This window comes from Halorubrum kocurii JCM 14978 (assembly GCF_000337355.1).
GTDB lineage: Archaea > Halobacteriota > Halobacteria > Halobacteriales > Haloferacaceae > Halorubrum > Halorubrum kocurii.
Map to the genome: position 1 here is coordinate 23,880 of NZ_AOJH01000089.1, position 17,546 is coordinate 41,425.

Here is a 17,546-nt window from a genome sequence, read left to right on the forward strand (position 1 = left end):
ATCACGATTTTTCGTATTTAGCGCCATCGTTTAAGGGGTGAGATCGGTTTGCTACAGAGCGTACCATGACAGAGGGAGACGGTCAACTGGAAGCGAGACTCGCAGAGCAGGAGGTGTTCGAGCCGCCGGAGTCGTTCGTCGAGCAGGCGAACGCGTCCGATCCCGGCGTCTACGAGGAGTTCGACGAGAACTGGCCGGAGTGCTGGGAGGCGGCCGCCGATCTGCTCGATTGGGAGACGGACTACGACCAGGTGCTGGACGACAGCAACCCTCCCTTCTACGAGTGGTTCACGGGCGGCGAGCTGAACGCGTCGGCCAACTGCCTCGACCGACACCTAGACGAGCGCGGCGACGAGGCCGCGATCGAGTGGGTCGGCGAGCCCGTCGACGAGGACGACCGCACGTACACGTACGAAGAGCTCCACCGGGAGGTGAACGAGTTCGCGGCCGCGCTCCGCGAGCAGGGCGTCGAGGAGGACGACGTGGTGACGATGTACATGCCGATGATCCCGGAGCTGCCGATCGCGATGCTGGCGTGCGCCCGCATCGGCGCTCCCCACAGCGTCGTCTTCGCCGGGTTCTCGGCGGACGCGCTCGCGACGCGGATGAACTCCGCGGACTCGGAGTACCTCGTCACCTGCGACGGCTACTACCGGCGCGGCGACCCGCTCGACCACCTCGACAAGGCGAATAAGGGGCTCGCGGGCGTCGAACACGACACGACCACGGTCGTCGTCGACCGGCTCGGTCCGAACGGCGACGACTTCGGTCACGACCTCGGTGACGACCAGCTCGACTACGGCGACCTCGTCGCGGCACACGAGGGCGCGGAAGTCGAGCCGGTCACCCGCGACGCCGAGGACATGCTGTTCCTGATGTACACCTCGGGGACGACCGGGAAGCCGAAGGGCGTGAAACACACGACCGGCGGCTACCTCTCGTGGGTGTCGTGGACCTCGCAGTCGGTCCTCGACATCAAGCCGGATGACACGTACTTCTGTTCGGCCGACATCGGCTGGATCACGGGTCACTCCTACATCGTCTACGGGCCGCTCGCGCTCGGGACGACGACGATGATGTACGAGGGGACGCCCGACCACCCGGAGCGCGACCGCCTCTGGGAGATCGTCGAGGAGCACGACGCGACCCAGCTGTACACCGCGCCCACCGCCATCCGGGCGTTCATGAAGTGGGGCTCGGAGTACCCCGACGCCCACGACCTCTCCTCGCTGCGGCTGCTCGGCACGGTCGGCGAGCCGATCAACCCCCGCGCGTGGAAGTGGTACTACCAGCACATCGGGGACGAGGAGTGCCCGATCGTCGACACTTGGTGGCAGACAGAGACCGGCGGCATGATGGTGACGACGCTGCCCGGGGTCAAAGACATGAAGCCCGGGGCGGCCGGACCGCCGCTCCCGGGGCTCGACGTTCAGATCCTCGACACGCTCGGCGACGAGGTAGAGCCCGGAAAGGCCGGCTACCTCACGGTACAGAAGCCGTGGCCCGGCATGCTCCGGACGCTGTACAAGAACGACGAGCGTTACATCGACGAGTACTGGGCGGAGTACTCCGACACCGACAGCGACGACCCCGAAGACTGGGTGTACTTCCCGGAGGACGGGGCGAAGATCGACGAGGACGGCTACATCACCGTCCTCGGGCGCGTCGACGACGTGCTCAACGTCTCCGGCCACCGGCTCGGGACGATGGAGATCGAGTCGGCCATCGTCGGCGTCGAGGGCGTCGCCGAGGCCGCCGTCGTCGGCGGCGACCACGACATCAAAGGCGAGGCCGTCTACGCGTACGTGACGACCGAAGACGGGTACGAGGGCAACGACGAGCTCCGCGACGCGATTATCGCGGGCGTCGAGGACGCCATCGGCCCGATCGCCCGCCCGGAGCAGGTCGTGTTCACGCCCGACCTGCCGAAGACCCGGTCCGGGAAGATCATGCGCCGCCTGCTGGAGAACATCGCCGACGGGAAGGAGTTGGGTAACACCAGCACCCTCCGGAACCCGGAGATCGTCGAGGAGATCCAGCGGAAGGCGGAAGGCGACTGACCGCGGCACCACCGTTTTCGAGACACCCAACGAGAGACGACGCGCTCGACACCGCGAATAAATATCACGATAAAATCGTACAAACGCACCACGACAATACACACCACAACACATGACAGATAATAGCTCACAACAGTCGGACGACGCGGTCACGGACGGTGGCCGCGCAGCGGACGACGCGGTCACGGATGGGGGCCGCGCAGCGGACGACGCGGCCACCGACGGCGGCGTCGCCGCGAGCGCGGCACAGGCGCACAACGACACCGATTACCTCGGAGCGGAAGTGAACATCCTCAATCCGAGCACGCCGTACATGCGCGATCACCTCCGCATCGTCTGGTCGGGGTTCGCCGTCTGGGTACTCGCGGTGTGGGGGCCGGTGACCCTGACGCGGATCGCGCCCGGTCCGATGACGAGCCAGATGCCGATCTTGGGCTTCCCGCTCCACTACTTCCTCGTCGCGTTCGGCGCTCCGACCAGCGCGCTGATCTTAGCGTTCTGGTACTCGCGTAAGCGGGACGCGCTCGACGAGAAGTACGGTATCGATCACGCCGACGTCGCGGAGAGTAAGAGTGGTGCCGGGGTCGCGGCGGCCGACGGAGGGACAGAGGAATGACGGGGAGCTCGCTCCTCCTGCAGAGCGACCTCCTCCCGGAGGCGCTCGACATCTCGTTCAAGCTGGCGCCGGCGCTCCTCGTGCTCGGGATGTTGGGACTGTTCCTCACGATCGGCTTCGTCTTCCGCGTGGCCGACACCGACGACATGTGGGTCGCCGGCCGGTCCATCGGCAACGTCGAGAACGGGATGGCGATCGGCGCCAACTGGATGTCGGCGGCGTCCTATCTCGGAATGGCGGCGTCGATCGCGCTCGCGGGGTTCTACGGGCTGGTGTTCGTCGTCGGCTGGACGACGGGGTACTTCATCCTGCTCATCTTCCTGGCCGCGCAGCTGCGCCGGTTCGGGAAGTACACCGCGCCGGACTTCGTCGGCGACCGGTTCAACTCCGACACCGCGCGCGCCATCGCGGCGGTGACGACGTTCCTCATCGGCTTCGTCTACGCCATCGGGCAGGCGAAGGGGATGGCGCTCGTCGGCCTGTACATCTTCGGTAACTACGGGGGTCTCATCCCCGGCCTCGACGGGTACCAGGTGATGGTCGTCGCTATGATGGTCGTCACCGTCGGCTACCTGACGCTGTCCGGGATGCTGGGCGCCACGAAGAACCAGGCCGTCCAGTACGTCATCCTCATCCTCGCGTTCGTCGTCGGGCTGTTCGTCGTCGGCTACACCAACGGCTACTCCACGGTGCTGCCGCAGCTCGAGTACGGAATGCTGATCAGCGAGCTCGGCAGCGAGTTCTCCGAGCCGTTCGCCTCCTCGAGCTACTACCTCTGGGTCGCCACGACGTTCTCGCTGATCGTCGGCACCTGCGGGCTCCCGCACGTGCTCGTCCGGTTCTACACGGTCGAGAGCGAGCGGACGGCCCGCTGGTCGACGGTCTGGGGGCTGTTCTTCATCTGTATCCTCTACTGGAGCGCCCCGGCGTTCGCGGCGTTCGGCACCGACCTCTACACGCAGAACGTCGGTGCGACGTACGGCGACCCCGGCATGACGAGCGCGGCCAGCGAGGTCATCGTCGTGCTGGCGACGCAGCTGTCCGGGCTCCCGGACTGGTTCGTCGGCATCGTCGCGGCGGGCGGTATCGCCGCGGCCATCGCGACGGTCGCGGGCCTGTTCATCGCCGGCTCGTCGGCGATCAGCCACGACATCTACACGAACATCATCAACGAGGACGCGACGCAGCGCCAGCAGATCCTCGTCGGCCGCCTCTCGATCGTCGCCCTGGGCGCGCTGACCACGCTGGCCGCGCTCAATCCCGCGTCGTCGATCGCGGCGCTCGTGGGGTACGCGTTCTCGCTCGCCGGCTCCGTCCTCTTCCCGATGTTCTTCCTCGGTATGTGGTGGGAGAACGCCAACCGCCAGGGCGCGCTCGCCGGCATGACGACCGGACTGACGCTCTGGTCCATCCCGATGATCAACCAGATCGTCCCGACGTACATCGGCTCGCTCGAGGCGCCGCTGTCGGCGGGGCTGGCGACGTGGATGCCCGCCATCGGCTCGGCGCTCATCACGCTCCCGGTCGTGTTCGTCGTCACCATCGCCGTCTCGATGGCGACCGACGAGCCGTCGCTCGAAACGAAGCGGATCGTCCGGCAGTGTCACAGCCCCGAGCCGATGGGGCAACAGGAGACCGCCGAGGACGTCGTCGCCGACGGCGGCGAGGACGTTGCGACCGACGGGGGCCGCGCAGTTGACGACGCGGCCGCCGACGGGGGCCGCGCAGTTGACGACGACGAAGCCACGGAGGAGCGATAATGTACGAACGCATCCTTGTTCCCACGGACGGAAGCGACGTCGCGGAGGCCGCCGTCGACCACGCGCTCGACCTCGCGGAGAAGTACGGCGCTGAGGTCCACGCGCTGTACGTGGTCGACATCGACTCCGTGAACTTCAGCCTCGGAACCGAACAGGTCGACCGGCTCAAGCAGGGCCGGTTCGACGAGATGGGGGAACTGAAAGAACAGGCGGACGAGGCGACCGGCGTGGTCGCCGAGCGCGGAGCCGAGCGGGGCGTCGAGATCGTCGAACACGTCTCCGGCGGTCGGCCGCACAAGGTGATCGGCGACTACGCCGAGACCCACGGCATCGACCTCATCGTGATGGGGAGCCACGGGCGCGCGGGCGTCCGGCGTGCGCTCCTCGGAAGCGTCACCGAGCGGACGCTGCGGTCCACGCACGTCCCCGTCCTCGTCGTCGACTACCTCGACGAGGAGTGAACCGCCGCCGAGCGTCGCCCGACTCGGAGGCGCTCGACCCCCGTACCGTTCCGGAACACCGACGTATTTCGACACCGACGCTCACCCATGACAGACGCCGAACGCCTCGACGAGTCAGACGCGGACGAGAGCCTCGCCGATCGGGTCCGGTCTCACGTCAGGGGGAACCGAACCGGAATGGTACAGGACCTCGCGTTCGCGGTCGTCTGGGTGACGATCGCGTCGCTGCTGTACGATTTCCTGTTTTCGACCTCGCCGCAGTGGGTGTTGTACATGTTCATGCTCGCCGGCATTCCGGCGTACTTCGGCTTCTTCATCTCGCTGGAGATGGCGAGAGCACAGGAGAGTGACCGCTGACGGGAGCGCTACCGCCCGAGATCCCGGATGTCCCCGACGTCGAGCAGCGACTCCCCCGGGTCGAGCGCCGCACGGTAGGCGGCCCGCGCGACCGTCTCGACCGGGAGCGGCCGCGACTCGCCGAGGCGGTCCGCGATCGGCGAGACGGAGTCGGCGAGTCGGAGCCCGGCGTTCACCGCCCGAGAACCCCGGACACGGTCGGTGCCGTACACCGGCCCCGGACGGAGCGTGACCTGCTCGAACGCCAGGTCGGCGACGGCCGCCTCGGCGCGCCGCTTGGCGTTCAGGTACGCGTGACGGGTCCGCGGGGGCGCTACCGCGGCCGAGAGGAACACGTACGTCTCGACGCCCGCGCGTTCGGCCTCCAGCGCGGTGAGAATCGCGCTGTCACCGTTGAGCCGCTCGAAGGTGACTCCCGCGTCCGGCGCCTCGTCGCTCGTCCCGACCGCGTGGACGACGGCGTCGACGCCGTCGAGTCGGTCCCGCCACGCGTTGGGCCGGAAGAGGTCTGCGCTGGTCCACGAGACCGCATCGACCCACGGCGAGTCGGCGGCCGGCCGCCCGCCGCGCGAGACGCTCCGTACGTCGTGACCGTCCCGGACCGCGAGCCGGCAGATCTCGCGGCCGATGAATCCGCTGCCGCCGACGACGAGGAGGGTCGACATGGGTGGGCATTGGTGCGCATCGCCCTTGCCGTTTCGGTCGACGACCGCGATCGCGCGACCCACACAACACTTATCACCCAGTCGGGAGTGGATCCACACGCGATGGCGACAGGCAAGGTCGACTTCTTCAACGACACCGGCGGCTACGGATTCATCGAGACTGACGACGCTGACGAGGACGTATTCTTCCACATGGAAGACGTCGGCGGCCCGGATCTCGAGGAAGGACAGGAGGTAGAGTTCGAGATCGAGGAGGCGGACAAAGGGCCGCGCGCGACGAACCTCACCCGGCTGTAATCGTCGGCTTCGACGCGCTCGGACAGCTCTCGAAACGCGTTCCGTGTATATCACACGCCGAGCGACGGCGCCGGGATTTTGGTCGCAGAGCGAGGCGATCCGGCATGGACGTCGACGACTCCGACGCGACCGACCCCGACGCGACCGACTCCGACGCGACCGACCTCGAGGCGTTCGTCGCCGAGTACCTCGAGCGCTACGCCGAGACGCAGGGCGTTCTGCCCGAGCGGCTCGACGCGTTCGGCGAGCGGTACCGCTCGCAGGGGCACCTGACCCGCGACCAGCTGTACGAGATCGCCTACGAGTCGTCGACGCGGAGCGCGTACCACGTCGAGACGAACCCGGAGGACCGGTGCCGAGAGGTGACCCGCAACGCCCGCGCGGTCGACGGCGACTTCTCCGTGATCCACCTGATAACGGGGTTATCGGGGTTCAAAGCGCCGACCGCGTCGTGCGTGCTGGCCGCGCTCGACGGCGACCGCCACGCCGTCGTCGACACCCGCGTGTGGGCCTCGCTGGAACGGCTCGGCTACGTCGACGGCCGCAAGGAGAGCTTCGACGCCGCGGACTACGTCGCGATGATCGAGCCGATCCGTGAGATCGCCGACCGGACCGGGTATCGGCCGGTCGACGTGGGCTACGCGCTGTTCGCGCACGACGACCACGTGCGCGAGGGGACGTTACACTAGCTCCTGCCCGGGGCCGGCGGGACGCGAACCGGCCGCGCGTATTTAAATAGGGAACTCGACGCCGGTCGCGTCCGTCGAGTAGTCCCAGAGCTTGCGGGCGTCCTCGCGGTCGTAAGAGGCGTCGTTCGACCGGCCGACGGTCGGGTGTCCGCGCATGTTCATCAGCCCGCCGGGCTCGACGTACGCGCCGCCGTCGACGTCGGCGGTGGCCGCGTACAGCATCGGCTCGGCCCCGGTTTCGGCGTCCTGTCCGAGAACGGCGTTCGCGGCCTTCATCCCGACCTTCATCAGGGGGTTGCCGCTCTCCTCGGCGGTCCGCATCTGGAGGTTGGTGTCTGTGTACCCCGGGTGGCAGGCGACGCTGCGGACGTCGAGGCCGGCGTCGGTCTCGCGGTTCGCGGCGTCGATCCGGCGCTGGAGTTCGTAGGCGAACAGCAGGTTCGAGAGCTTGCTCCGACCGTACGCCTTCCACTTGCCGTACGACTGTTCCCAGTTGAGATCGGAGAAGTCCATCTCCCCCTGCTCGTGGGCGCCTGACGACTGCGTGACGACGCGTGCGACGCCTGACTCCGTCCGGCTTCCAGGGGCGCTGCGCGCCGCCCCGACGCCGTCGATCCCCTCGGCTCTTTCGAGGAGGTCGAACAGCCGCCCGGTGAGCGCGAAGTGCCCGAGGTGGTTGACGCCGAACTGCGTCTCGAAGCCGTCCGCGGTCTCGCTCCGTGGGATCGCCATCACGCCCGCGTTGTTACAGAGGACGTCGACCGCATCGTAGTCGGCGGCGAGCCCGTCGGCGAACGCCGCCACCGAGTCCAGGGAGGCGAGGTCGCACTCGCGCACGTCGAGGTCGCCGGCGACGTCGCCGCCGGCGTCGGCGCGAATCTCGGCGGCGGCGTCCTCGGCGCGCTCGACGCTGCGACACGCCATCACCACCGTGGCGCCCTTCGCGGCGAACGCGCGCGTCCCCTCGTAGCCGAGGCCGCTGTTCGCGCCGGTGACGACCACCGTCTTTCCGTCCAGTCGCGGCATGTCCTCGGCGGTCCATCCGGTCATGCGCATCAGTTGGGGCGTCACGGGGAGAAATCTGTCGGCGGGATCCGACGGTGCCGTTTCGTGCGAGCCGTTCCCGATCAGAGCGACGAGACGGCGTCTGACGCCGGGATCCACTTTCACCGCGCCGGCGGTGCGTTTTTAGGTGCCTCGGCGAAAGGGGAGGGTACCGAATGACGTCCTTCCAGTCGACGATCGGCGACGAGGAGGGGATCGCGGAGGAACTGGCCGAGGGCCAGCGCGAGATCTCCATCGCCGAGTTCTTCGAGAAGAACAAACACATGCTCGGGTTCGACTCGGGCGCCCGCGGGCTCGTCACCGCCGTCAAGGAGGCGGTCGACAACGCCCTCGACGCGACCGAGGAGGCCGCCGTCCTCCCCGATATCTACATCGAGATCGAGGAGGTGGGCGACTACTACCGGCTCATTATCGAGGACAACGGCCCGGGCATCACGAAGGAACAGCTGCCGAAAGTTTTCGGGAAGCTCCTGTATGGTAGCCGTTTCCACGCCCGCGAGCAGTCACGTGGCCAGCAGGGAATCGGGATCTCGGCGGCCGTGCTCTACTCGCAGCTCACGTCCGGCCAGCCCGCGAAGATCACCTCGCGTCCCAAGGGGCAGTCCCGCGCGCAGTACTTCGAGCTCATCATCGACACCGACACGAACGAGCCGGAGATCAAGGCGGACGAGGAGACGACGTGGGACCGCCCCCACGGCACCCGGATCGAGCTGGAGATGGAGGCGAACATGCGCGCCCGTCAGCAGCTCCACGACTACGTGAAACACACCGCGGTCGTCAACCCCCACGCGCGGCTCGAACTCCGCGAGCCGGGGCTCGACGAGCCGATGAAGTTCGAGCGCGCGACCGACGAGCTCCCGGCGGAGACGAAGGAGATCCGCCCACACCCCCACGGCGTCGAGCTCGGCGCGCTGATCAAGATGCTGGAGGCGACCGAGTCGTATTCGGTCTCCGGGTTCCTCCAGGAGGAGTTCACCCGAGTCGGCAAGAAGACCGCCGACAGCGTGATCGACAACTTCCGCGACGTCTACTACGGCCGCGAGCTCGCGTGGTCGCCCCCCCGGGCCCACGACGACCGCGACGTCGCGGCCGCGGTCGCGGACGCGGTCGCCAACAAGGGCAGGGACGCGACGACCGCCTTCGCGGAGGGCGTCGCCGAGACGGTCGCGAACAACGACCGGCTCTCCCGGTCCGAGCTCGCGGAAATCGTGGACAACGTCGCTGAGACCGTCGCGGGCGACACGGGCAAGACGTTCGGCGGGACCGTCCGCGAGAACGCGGTCGACGCCGCGTGGCGGGCGATCACCGGGGCCGGTGACGACGGAGCTGGTAACGGAGCGGACGACGAGGACGGCGAGGGCGACGACGCGACCGAATCGCCGCTCGTCCCCGACGCCTACGCCCTCGTCGACGACGCCACCTCGACCCGGAAGGACGACGCCGCGGTGCGGGCGATGGCCGAGGCGCTCGCGCGCCGGTTCGAGAACCTCGACGGCGACGCGTTCCGGATCACCCGCGACGACCTCGACCGCCTCGTCGCCGACGCGGCCACCTACGTCGCCGAACAGCACGACGCGACGTTCGGCGAGACGGCCCGCGAGAACGTCGTCGAGGCGTTCTGGTCGCGGGCGCGCACGGTCCCGGACGACCCGCCGAAAGTGAAGGCGATCGCGGGGGACCGCGACGCCGCGGCCGACCTGCTCGACGCGATGCGGACGACCGACATCCTCGCGCCGCCGACCGACTGCCTCGCGCCGATCACGGCCGAACTGGTCGAGGCCGGGCTGCGGAAGGAGTACGACGCCGACTTCTACGCCGCGGCGACCCGCGACGCCGAGGTCCACGGCGGCGACCCGTTCATCGTCGAGGCCGGCATCGCCTACGGGGGCGAGATCCCGGCCGAGGGGTCGGTGGAACTGCTCCGCTTCGCGAACCGCGTCCCGCTCGTGTACCAGCGCGGCGCGTGTGCGACGACCGACGTGATCAAGAACATCGGGTGGCGCAACTACGGGCTCGACCAGCCCGGCGGGTCGGGGCTCCCCAACGGCCCGGCCGTCATAAGTATCCACGTTGCCTCCACGAACGTCCCGTTCACGAGCGAGTCGAAGGACGCGCTCGCGAACGTCCCCGCGATCGAAGACGAGATCGAACTCGCGGTGCGGGAGGCCGCCCGCGAGCTGAAGTCGTACCTCAACAAGCGGCGCTCGATGCAGCAGCGCCGGGAGAAGCAGGACGTGCTCGGCAGGATCCTCCCGGAGATGGCCGACAAGGTCTCGGAGGTCACGGGCCGGTCACGTCCCGACATCGACGGCGCGCTCGCGCGGATCATGAACAACGTCAGCGTCGAGCGGGAGGTGAACGGCGAGACGGTGACGCTCGTCGTCGAGAACCACTCGGACGTGAACGAGCGGTTGGAGATCACGGACATCGTCTCGACGGAGCCGACCGACCTCTCCGACGGGACGGTGGTGGACATGGACGGCGAGTGGTTCGTCCAGTGGAAGCCCGAGGTGCCCTCGGGCGACGAGCGGGAACTGACGTACGCGGTCGACGGCGACGCCGACTTCGAGGTCAGCGTCGGCGGCGTGGAGACTGAGAAACTCACGGTGAACGCATAATGACGACCGAAAGCGACGCACGAGACGAGCTGATCGACCTGGCGGCGGACTTCTACGACCAGTTCGCCGCGGGGAACATCCCGGAGATGACGCTGCCGACGCGGACGAAGAGCAACATCGAGTACGACACCGAAAGCGGCGTCTGGACCTACGGCGACCGCACGTCGACGCGGAGCGCCAACTCGGTGCGGGGCGCCCGCAAGCTGCTGAAGGCGGCGTACACGATCGAGTTCCTCGCGGACCAGCTCGACGACGACCGCTCCTCGACGCTGCGGGAGCTGTACTACCTCTCGGAGTCGTGGGACAACGACGAGGCGCAGTTCACGTCGCAGGACGAGTCGAACGACCTCGTGGAGGACTTAGAGATCGTCACGGGCGTCACCCGCGAGGACTTCCACATGCGCCCGGAGGAGTCCGGCGCGACCCTGATGGGACCGCTGGAGATCCGCGAGCAGACCCGCCGCGGCGAGCGCGAGATCCACTGTCAGGAGGACGTCGGCGAGGGCGGGTACCAGATCCCGAACAACCCCGACATGATCGAGTTCCTCGACGACGACATCGACTTCGCGCTCGCGGTCGAGACCGGCGGGATGCGCGACCGGCTCGTCGAGAACGGGTTCGACGAGGCGTACAACTGCCTCGTCATTCACTTAAAAGGCCAGCCGGCGCGGGCGACCCGGCGGATCACGAAGCGCGTCCACGACGAACTGGACGTTCCGATCGCCGTCTTCGCCGACGGCGACCCGTGGTCCTACCGGATCTACGGCTCCGTGGCGTACGGCTCGATCAAGTCCGCGCACCTCTCGAAGTACCTCGCGACGCCGGAGGCGCAGTTCGTCGGGATCCAGCCCGAGGACATCGTCGAATACGACCTCCCGGCCGATCCGCTCTCCGACTCGGACGTGAACGCCCTCGAGTCGGAGCTCGACGACCCGCGGTTCCAGACGGACTACTGGGAGGAGCAGATCGAACTGCAGCTCGACATCGGGAAGAAGTCCGAACAGCAGTCGCTGGCGAGCCGCGGCCTCGACTTCGTCACCGACACTTACCTCCCCGAGCGGCTCGGCGAGATGGGCGTGATCTAAACGGGAGTGTAGCATGCCCTACGATCGGCTGCAGCGACGTCTCGGTGAGTCGGGGTCCCCGACGGTGACGACGCTCCCCGACGGGAGCATCGACCACTTCTGTACCGTCGAAGACGCCGCGGGGTCGCTCGAGACCCGTGACGCGTTCGGCCGAGAGATTCTGGGAGACCGGTCGTCGTTCTCGTTCGCCGTCGAGACGACTGAGCCCGGCGGCCAAGCGGTCAACACGGCGAAACAGCTGCACGCGCTCGGCGGATCGGTCACCTGTTACGGACATCTCGACGCGCCGGTGTTCGAATCGTTGCCCTTCGACACCGTGTCCATGGGGGACCCCGCGATCGTGTACGTGTTCGGCTTCGGCGATCGGGACGTGATGTTCGTCGAGACGTCCGAGGTCGCGGAGTGGACCCTCGCGGAGTTACGGAGAGTCGGTGACCTCTCGGAGGCATTCGGGGGCGACGCCATCTGCTGCAGTAACTGGGGCTCGGTGGGAGGGCTCGAGAGCGCGTTTCACCAGCTGAGCGACGCAGACGCGCCGCGAGCTCCCTTCGTTTTCGACCCGGGCGATATCGTCGGACACCCGCCCGAGGAGATCGGTGCGTTACTCGACGCGGTCACCGCGCTGCAAGAAACGTTCGACGTGGTGTACTCCGCCAACCGGGGGGAAGTTCGGACGACGGCCGCCCCCCTGTCCGGACCGTTCGACGGCGACCTCGCCCGACTCGCCGCGATCCGGGAGGAGACGGGTATCACGGCCGCGGTGATGCACGCGAGAGACGAGGCCGCCGTCGTCACGGGCGACGAGCGGCTGCGGGTCAGCAACTATCGCGTCGAGCGCCCGGCGCGACACACCGGTGGCGGCGATCGGTTCTCCGGCGGACTCGGCCACGCGCTGGCGTGCGGGTGGGAGTGGGACGTCGCGTTGGCGTGCGGAAACGCCTGTGCGGTCTACTACGTCGAATCCGGCAGCACCGGCGATGCGACCGACATCGCCGCGTTCCTCGAAGAACGGTCCCCCCTCGAGTCCTGACCGGACATCTCCTACCACCCGACCGTCGCTCCCGCTACCACCCGACCGTCGCTCCCGCTTATACCCGACCGTTTCACGGCCGCTTACTGGTCGTCGTCCTCGACCTTCCCGACCTCGCGCCGCTCGCCGTCGGCGTCGTCGTTCGCGTACTTATAGACGACGCCGTCCGCCTCGTCGGCGGTCGCGTTATGCGAGCCGTCACAGAGCGGCTTCGAGTCCGAGAGCCCGCACTGGCAGACGTATATCTTGCCGTCGTCGCCGGTGTCGGATTCGTCGAGTATCGCCGGCCCGCGCTCCTCGTGAGTGACCTCTCGTGTCATGTCCATCGATCCGTGGCCGCACCCATACGGTTTGGGGCCGGTCGGGGCGGGACGACCGCCGGAACCGCCTTGGGCGTGGGTCCCGTACCCGTGGTATGAGCGAGACCGACGAGCGAGACGAGATCGACCCGCGAGAGCTGACCGACGCGGAGTGGCGCGAGCGGCTCTCCGAGGAGGAGTACCGCGTGCTCCGCGAGAGCGGCACGGAGGCGAAGTTCTCCGGCGAGTACGTCGACCACCACCCCGACGACGGGGAGTACCGCTGTCGGGCCTGCGGGACCGTCCTCTTCGACGCCGAGACGAAGTACGAGTCCGGCTGCGGCTGGCCCGCCTTCTACGCCGCCGAGGAGGAGTCGGTGACGACGACGGTCGACACGAGCCACGGGATGCGCCGCACCGAGGTCCGGTGCGCGAACTGCGACTCGCATCTAGGGCACGTGTTCGACGACGGCCCCGAGCCCACCGGCAAGCGGTTCTGCATCAACTCGGTCGCGATGGAGTACGACGAGGAGTAGCTCGGTCTCAGCGGGCCGAGTCGGCGCGACCGCCCGCTACGCCGCCAGCGGCAGTTGGACGACGAACACCGTGCCCTTCGGCTCGTTGTCCTCGATCCACACGTCCCCGCCGTAGATCTCCACGAGCGACCGGACCAGGTACAGCCCGATCCCGGCGCCCGGGCTGTCGAGTCCCTTCTCGCCCTTCCCGAAGACCTCGTCGCGGTGGCTCTCGGGGATCCCCGGGCCGTTGTCGGCGACACGCACCTCGGCGACGCCGCGGGCCTCGTCGACCCGGGCCGAGACCGTCACCTTCGGCGGCGTCTCGTCGTTGTGCTGGACCGCGTTCCGGAGGAGGTTCCGGAAGACAGAGCTCAGCATCTCGTCGGCGACGACGTCCGCGCCGGGGAACGACCCGTCCACGGTGAAGACGGCCTCCGAGTAGGCCGATCGGACCTCCTCGACCTGCTGTGAGAGGACCCGTTCGAGCGAGACGCGACTCGGCTCGGTCTCCTCGCGGAGCATCACCTCCGCGAGGTCGCGGACCGTCGTGGTGAGGGAGACGGCGCTCTGGGTGTTCCGCTTGATCACGTCCAAGTACTCTCTACCCTCCTCGTCGACGTGGTCGTCGAGCAGTTCGGCGTACGCGCCGACGAGCTGGAGGTCGTTGCGGATGTCGTGGCGCATCACCTGGTTCAGCAGTCGGAGGTCGTCGCGCTGGCGCTTGAGGCGCTCCTCGGGGTCCGCGTCGTCGGTCAGTTCGCCGGCCTCGCCGTCCGAACGCACGGCGCCCGGGCCGCCTCTCGTGCCCGACTCGGGCGCGTCACTCGCCCCCGACCCGGTACCCCTCGCTCCCGACCCGGTACACCTCGCTCCCGACCCCGCTTCGTCTCCCCCCGGCGCGTTCGCCTCGTCTCCCCCCGGCGCGTTCGCCTCGTCTCCCCCTGGCGCGTTCGCCTCTTCGCCCATGAGAACTCGTACGTCTGCCGGAGGTTTTTAAATACCGATCGGGGGCCGACGCGGTCCGGGTGTTCGCCGCTCAGATCCCCTCGTCCAGCAGTTCGCGGGCGATGATGTTCTTCTGGATCTCGGTGGTCCCCTCGTAGATCTGGGTGATCTTCGCGTCGCGGTAGAGCCGTTCGACGTCGTGGTCGTTGACGAAGCCGGCCCCGCCGTGGACTTGGACCGCCTCGTCGGCGACGTCGACGGCGATCCGCGACGCGAACTCCTTGGCCATCGACGCGAGCGCGGTGAGATCGCCGGCCTCGTTGTCGACCGCCCACGCGGAGCGGTAGGTGAGCCAGCGGGCGGCCTCGGTGTTGGTGTGCATCTCGGCGAGCTTGTGTTTGATCGCCTGGAAGTCGGAGATGGAGCGCCCGAACTGCTCGCGCTCCTCGGCGTACTCAAGCGCGCGCTCGGCCGCGCCGCGGGCGATCCCGACGCCCTGCGCGGCGACGGCGGTGCGCGTCTCGTCGAAGAACTGCATGAGCTGGAGAAAGCCCATCCCGCGCTGGCCGATGAGATTCTCCTCGGGCACCCTGACGTCGTCGAACCGCAGCTCGGCGGTGTCGCTCGCGCGGATCCCGAGCTTCCCGGTGATCTTGTCGCGGGTAAGCCCGTCGCGGTCGCCCTCGACGAGGATCTGCGAGTAGCCGGAGTAGCGGTCGTCGATCTCGGGGTCCGTCTCGCAGACGACGACGAAGTAGTCTGCGACGGTGCCGTTCGTGATCCACATCTTCGAGCCGTTGATCACCCACTCGTCGCCGTCCTTCTCGGCGCGCGTCGCGACCGAGGTCACGTCCGACCCCGCCTGCGGCTCCGAGATAGCCGAACCCATCACCGCGTCGCCCGCGGTCACCTCCGGCAGGACGCGCTCCTTCTGGTCTTCGGTGCCGAACTCCATCAGCGCCTCCGCGCCGAAGCCGGCGCTGGAGACGCAGAGGCCGATGCCGGGGTCGGCGGCGAACAGCTCCTCTGTGAGGATCGCGTTCTCCAGCGAGGTGTAGCCGACGCCGCCGTACTCGACCGGGACGTGCGGCGCGAGCAGCCCCATGTCGGCGGCCTTGTCCATGACCTCGTAGGGGTACTCCTCCTCGACGTCGTACTCGGTCGCGACCGGTCGGATCTCCTCGTCGGCGAACTTCCGTACCTCGTCGCGTAGCTGCTTCTGCTCGTCCGTTAGCTGGAACTCCATACGCGAACCATCAGGATAATACGTGATAATCGTTGGCGAACAGAGAACAATTGGCGGAGAGTTGTTCGTTTACGGATCGAAACCGGCGACGGTCGTCGGCCGCGAGGCCCGCCTCAGCGGTTCTCGACGAACGTCGCGATCCGGTCGGTGGCCTCCTTCAGATCGCGCATCGAGGTCGCGTACGACACCCGGAGGTGGCCCTCGCCGCCCTCGCCGAAGACGGAGCCGGGGACGACCGCGACGCCCTGCGCCTCCAGCAGCTCTTCGGCGAAAAATTCGTCGTCGCCGCCGCAGTCGGGGAACGCGTAGAACGCGCCGCCCGGCTCGAACGTGTCGAGCCCCATCTCGTTGAACCGGGAGACGACCAGCCGCCGCCGGCGGTTGTACTCGTCGACCATCTCGGTCACCTCGTCGTCGCACCGGTCGAGCGCCTCGATCGCGGCGTACTGGGGCGTCGTCGGCGCCGACAGCATCGTGTACTGGTGGATCCGGTTCATCGCGTCGATCGCCTCGATCGGTCCCAGAGCGTACCCGAGCCGGAGGCCGGTCATCGCGTACGCCTTCGAGAACCCGTTGACGACGACGGTGCGCTCGCGCATTCCCGGCTGCGTGGCGATCGAGGCGTGGTCGTCGCCGTAGGTGAGCGCGGCGTAGATCTCGTCGGCGATCACGCGGAGGTCGTTGTCGCGGCAGAACGCCGCGACCGCGGCGTGCTCTTCCTCGGTCATCGTCGCGCCGGTCGGGTTGTTCGGGTAACAGAGGACGAGCAGGTCGGCCTCGGCGGCGCCCGCCGCCTCCAGCGATCCCCGCGTGAGCGCGAAGTCGTCCTCGGCCCGCGTGGGGACCGTCAGCTGCTCGCCGCCGGCGAGTTCGATCCCCGGCCCGTAGGAGATGTACGTCGGCTCGTGGACGGCGACCGTGTCGCCCGGGTCGACCAAGGCGCGGAACGCGAGGTCGACCGCCTCGCTCGCGCCGGTCGTGACGAGGACCTCCTCGGCCGGGTCGTACGACTGGTCGTACCGCTCGTGGTGGGCCGCGACGCGCTCGCGGAGCGCCGCCATCCCGCGGTTCGACGTGTACGACGTCTTCCCGCGTTCGAGCGAGTCGATCGCGGCCGTCCGGGCCGCCCACGGGGCGGAGAAGTCGGGCTCGCCGACCCCCAGCGAGATCACGTCGTCGCGCGCCTCCGCGAGCTCGAAGAACTTCCGGATCCCCGACTCCGGGAGGTCGCGCGCGCGGTCGGACAGCCTCATGGAGACACGGAGAGACGGTCGTCGTCGTCGCCGTCTTCGAACCGGATCCCGCCGTCCTTGTAGGTCTCCATGATGTAGTGGGTCACCGTCTGGGTGACCTCCGGCATGGGCGCGACCTGCTCGGAGATGAACCGCGAGACGTCCTGCATCGTCTCGCCGAGCACCTCGACGGCGAAGTCGTAGTCGCCGGAGACGAGGTGGAGGGCGTCGACGGCCGGGAACTTCGCGATCCGGTCGGCCACCTGCTCGTAGCCGGTCTCCCGGTCGAGTTCGACGTTGATCTCCACGAGCGCCCGGATCTTCCCCTCGTCGACGCGGTCCCAGTCGACGACCGCCTGGTAGCCGTGAACCACGTTGTCCGCCTCCAGCGCGTCGATCGCGTCCGCTACCGCTTCCGCGTCGAGGCCCGTCTGGGCCGCGATGTCGTCGATGTCCTCGCGGGCGTTCCGCGCCAACACGTCGAGTACCTCGCGCTCGGCGTCCATACCCTACGATCACGCGGGGGCGGTTTATGAGTAGCGACGGGCGCAAGACGGGCGACCCGGTTCGGGGACGCGCGGCGGGCGGCGCGGGCTTCCGCCA

The 17,546-nt window shown here is 68.3% G+C and carries 18 protein-coding genes; 11 read left to right on the forward strand and 7 right to left on the reverse strand.

Annotated elements, in window-relative coordinates; all coding sequences use genetic code 11:
• Positions 1 to 65: 65 nt before the first annotated feature.
• The 5 genes from acs (at position 66) to C468_RS14590 (ending at position 5,254) form a co-directional block, all read left to right on the forward strand.
• Positions 66 to 2,060: an acetate--CoA ligase gene (acs, locus tag C468_RS14570; protein WP_008849667.1), complete on the forward strand. Its 1,995-nt coding sequence runs from the start codon at positions 66 to 68 to the stop codon at positions 2,058 to 2,060.
• A gap of 112 nt (positions 2,061 to 2,172) precedes the next feature.
• Positions 2,173 to 2,676, forward strand: coding sequence for a DUF4212 domain-containing protein (locus C468_RS14575; RefSeq protein ID WP_008849668.1), 504 nt, complete (start codon positions 2,173 to 2,175; stop codon positions 2,674 to 2,676).
• Entirely contained in the window at positions 2,673 to 4,436 is a 1,764-nt protein-coding gene (locus C468_RS14580; RefSeq protein ID WP_008849669.1) for a VC_2705 family sodium/solute symporter, read from the forward strand. The genes C468_RS14575 and C468_RS14580 overlap by 4 nt, the downstream gene beginning before the upstream one ends.
• Positions 4,436 to 4,897 carry a universal stress protein gene (locus C468_RS14585; protein WP_008849670.1) on the forward strand — a complete coding sequence of 154 codons (462 nt, stop codon included), beginning with the start codon at positions 4,436 to 4,438 and terminating at the stop codon, positions 4,895 to 4,897. Before C468_RS14580 ends, C468_RS14585 begins: the two co-directional genes overlap by 1 nt.
• Before the next feature lie 87 nt (positions 4,898 to 4,984).
• Positions 4,985 to 5,254, forward strand: a complete 270-nt coding sequence (locus tag C468_RS14590) for a hypothetical protein (RefSeq protein ID WP_008849671.1) — start codon at positions 4,985 to 4,987, stop codon at positions 5,252 to 5,254.
• An 8-nt stretch (positions 5,255 to 5,262) separates the two neighbouring features.
• Here the strand turns inward: C468_RS14590 and C468_RS14595 are convergent, their stop codons facing one another.
• Positions 5,263 to 5,919, reverse strand: a complete 657-nt coding sequence (locus C468_RS14595) for an SDR family oxidoreductase (RefSeq protein ID WP_008849672.1) — start codon at positions 5,917 to 5,919, stop codon at positions 5,263 to 5,265.
• Between the two features lie 102 nt (positions 5,920 to 6,021).
• Here C468_RS14595 and C468_RS14600 point away from each other — a divergent pair, with 102 nt between their 5' ends.
• The gene (locus C468_RS14600; protein WP_004045866.1) at positions 6,022 to 6,216 is read left to right on the forward strand and encodes a cold-shock protein; all 195 of its coding nucleotides are present in this window, start codon (positions 6,022 to 6,024) and stop codon (positions 6,214 to 6,216) included.
• Between the two features lie 104 nt (positions 6,217 to 6,320).
• Positions 6,321 to 6,905, forward strand: a complete 585-nt coding sequence (locus C468_RS14605; protein WP_008849673.1) for a hypothetical protein — start codon at positions 6,321 to 6,323, stop codon at positions 6,903 to 6,905.
• A gap of 42 nt (positions 6,906 to 6,947) precedes the next feature.
• Here the strand turns inward: C468_RS14605 and C468_RS14610 are convergent, their stop codons facing one another.
• Positions 6,948 to 7,955 (reverse strand): oxidoreductase, encoded by a 1,008-nt coding sequence (locus C468_RS14610; RefSeq protein ID WP_008849674.1) that lies wholly within the window; start codon positions 7,953 to 7,955, stop codon positions 6,948 to 6,950.
• A 170-nt stretch (positions 7,956 to 8,125) separates the two neighbouring features.
• Here C468_RS14610 and C468_RS14615 point away from each other — a divergent pair, with 170 nt between their 5' ends.
• From C468_RS14615 to C468_RS14625, 3 genes are read left to right on the forward strand one after another with little or no spacing between them, the layout of a single operon-like run.
• Positions 8,126 to 10,588: a DNA topoisomerase VI subunit B gene (locus C468_RS14615; protein ID WP_008849675.1), complete on the forward strand. Its 2,463-nt coding sequence runs from the start codon at positions 8,126 to 8,128 to the stop codon at positions 10,586 to 10,588.
• Positions 10,588 to 11,673 (forward strand): DNA topoisomerase IV subunit A, encoded by a 1,086-nt coding sequence (locus tag C468_RS14620; RefSeq protein ID WP_008849676.1) that lies wholly within the window; start codon positions 10,588 to 10,590, stop codon positions 11,671 to 11,673. The genes C468_RS14615 and C468_RS14620 overlap by 1 nt, the downstream gene beginning before the upstream one ends.
• Positions 11,674 to 11,686: 13 nt before the next feature.
• Positions 11,687 to 12,703 (forward strand): PfkB family carbohydrate kinase, encoded by a 1,017-nt coding sequence (locus tag C468_RS14625; RefSeq protein ID WP_008849677.1) that lies wholly within the window; start codon positions 11,687 to 11,689, stop codon positions 12,701 to 12,703.
• Between the two features lie 83 nt (positions 12,704 to 12,786).
• Here C468_RS14625 and C468_RS14630 read toward each other — a convergent pair whose 3' ends face one another.
• The gene (locus tag C468_RS14630) at positions 12,787 to 13,023 is read right to left on the reverse strand and encodes a CDGSH iron-sulfur domain-containing protein (RefSeq protein ID WP_049912263.1); all 237 of its coding nucleotides are present in this window, start codon (positions 13,021 to 13,023) and stop codon (positions 12,787 to 12,789) included.
• A gap of 95 nt (positions 13,024 to 13,118) precedes the next feature.
• Between C468_RS14630 and msrB the strand changes: the two genes are divergently transcribed.
• A complete protein-coding gene (gene msrB, locus C468_RS14635; protein ID WP_008849679.1) occupies positions 13,119 to 13,538 on the forward strand; it encodes a peptide-methionine (R)-S-oxide reductase MsrB in 420 nt (139 codons plus the stop codon).
• A gap of 36 nt (positions 13,539 to 13,574) precedes the next feature.
• Here the strand turns inward: msrB and C468_RS14640 are convergent, their stop codons facing one another.
• From C468_RS14640 to C468_RS14655, 4 genes are all read right to left on the reverse strand, one after another.
• The gene (locus C468_RS14640) at positions 13,575 to 14,486 is read right to left on the reverse strand and encodes an ATP-binding protein (RefSeq protein ID WP_008849680.1); all 912 of its coding nucleotides are present in this window, start codon (positions 14,484 to 14,486) and stop codon (positions 13,575 to 13,577) included.
• A 70-nt stretch (positions 14,487 to 14,556) separates the two neighbouring features.
• Positions 14,557 to 15,711: an acyl-CoA dehydrogenase family protein gene (locus C468_RS14645; RefSeq protein ID WP_008849681.1), complete on the reverse strand. Its 1,155-nt coding sequence runs from the start codon at positions 15,709 to 15,711 to the stop codon at positions 14,557 to 14,559.
• 113 nt (positions 15,712 to 15,824) lie between these two features.
• The gene (locus C468_RS14650) at positions 15,825 to 16,964 is read right to left on the reverse strand and encodes a pyridoxal phosphate-dependent aminotransferase (protein ID WP_008849682.1); all 1,140 of its coding nucleotides are present in this window, start codon (positions 16,962 to 16,964) and stop codon (positions 15,825 to 15,827) included.
• A complete protein-coding gene (locus tag C468_RS14655; RefSeq protein WP_008849683.1) occupies positions 16,961 to 17,449 on the reverse strand; it encodes an Lrp/AsnC family transcriptional regulator in 489 nt (162 codons plus the stop codon). The genes C468_RS14650 and C468_RS14655 overlap by 4 nt, the downstream gene beginning before the upstream one ends.
• Positions 17,450 to 17,546 lie beyond the last annotated feature (97 nt).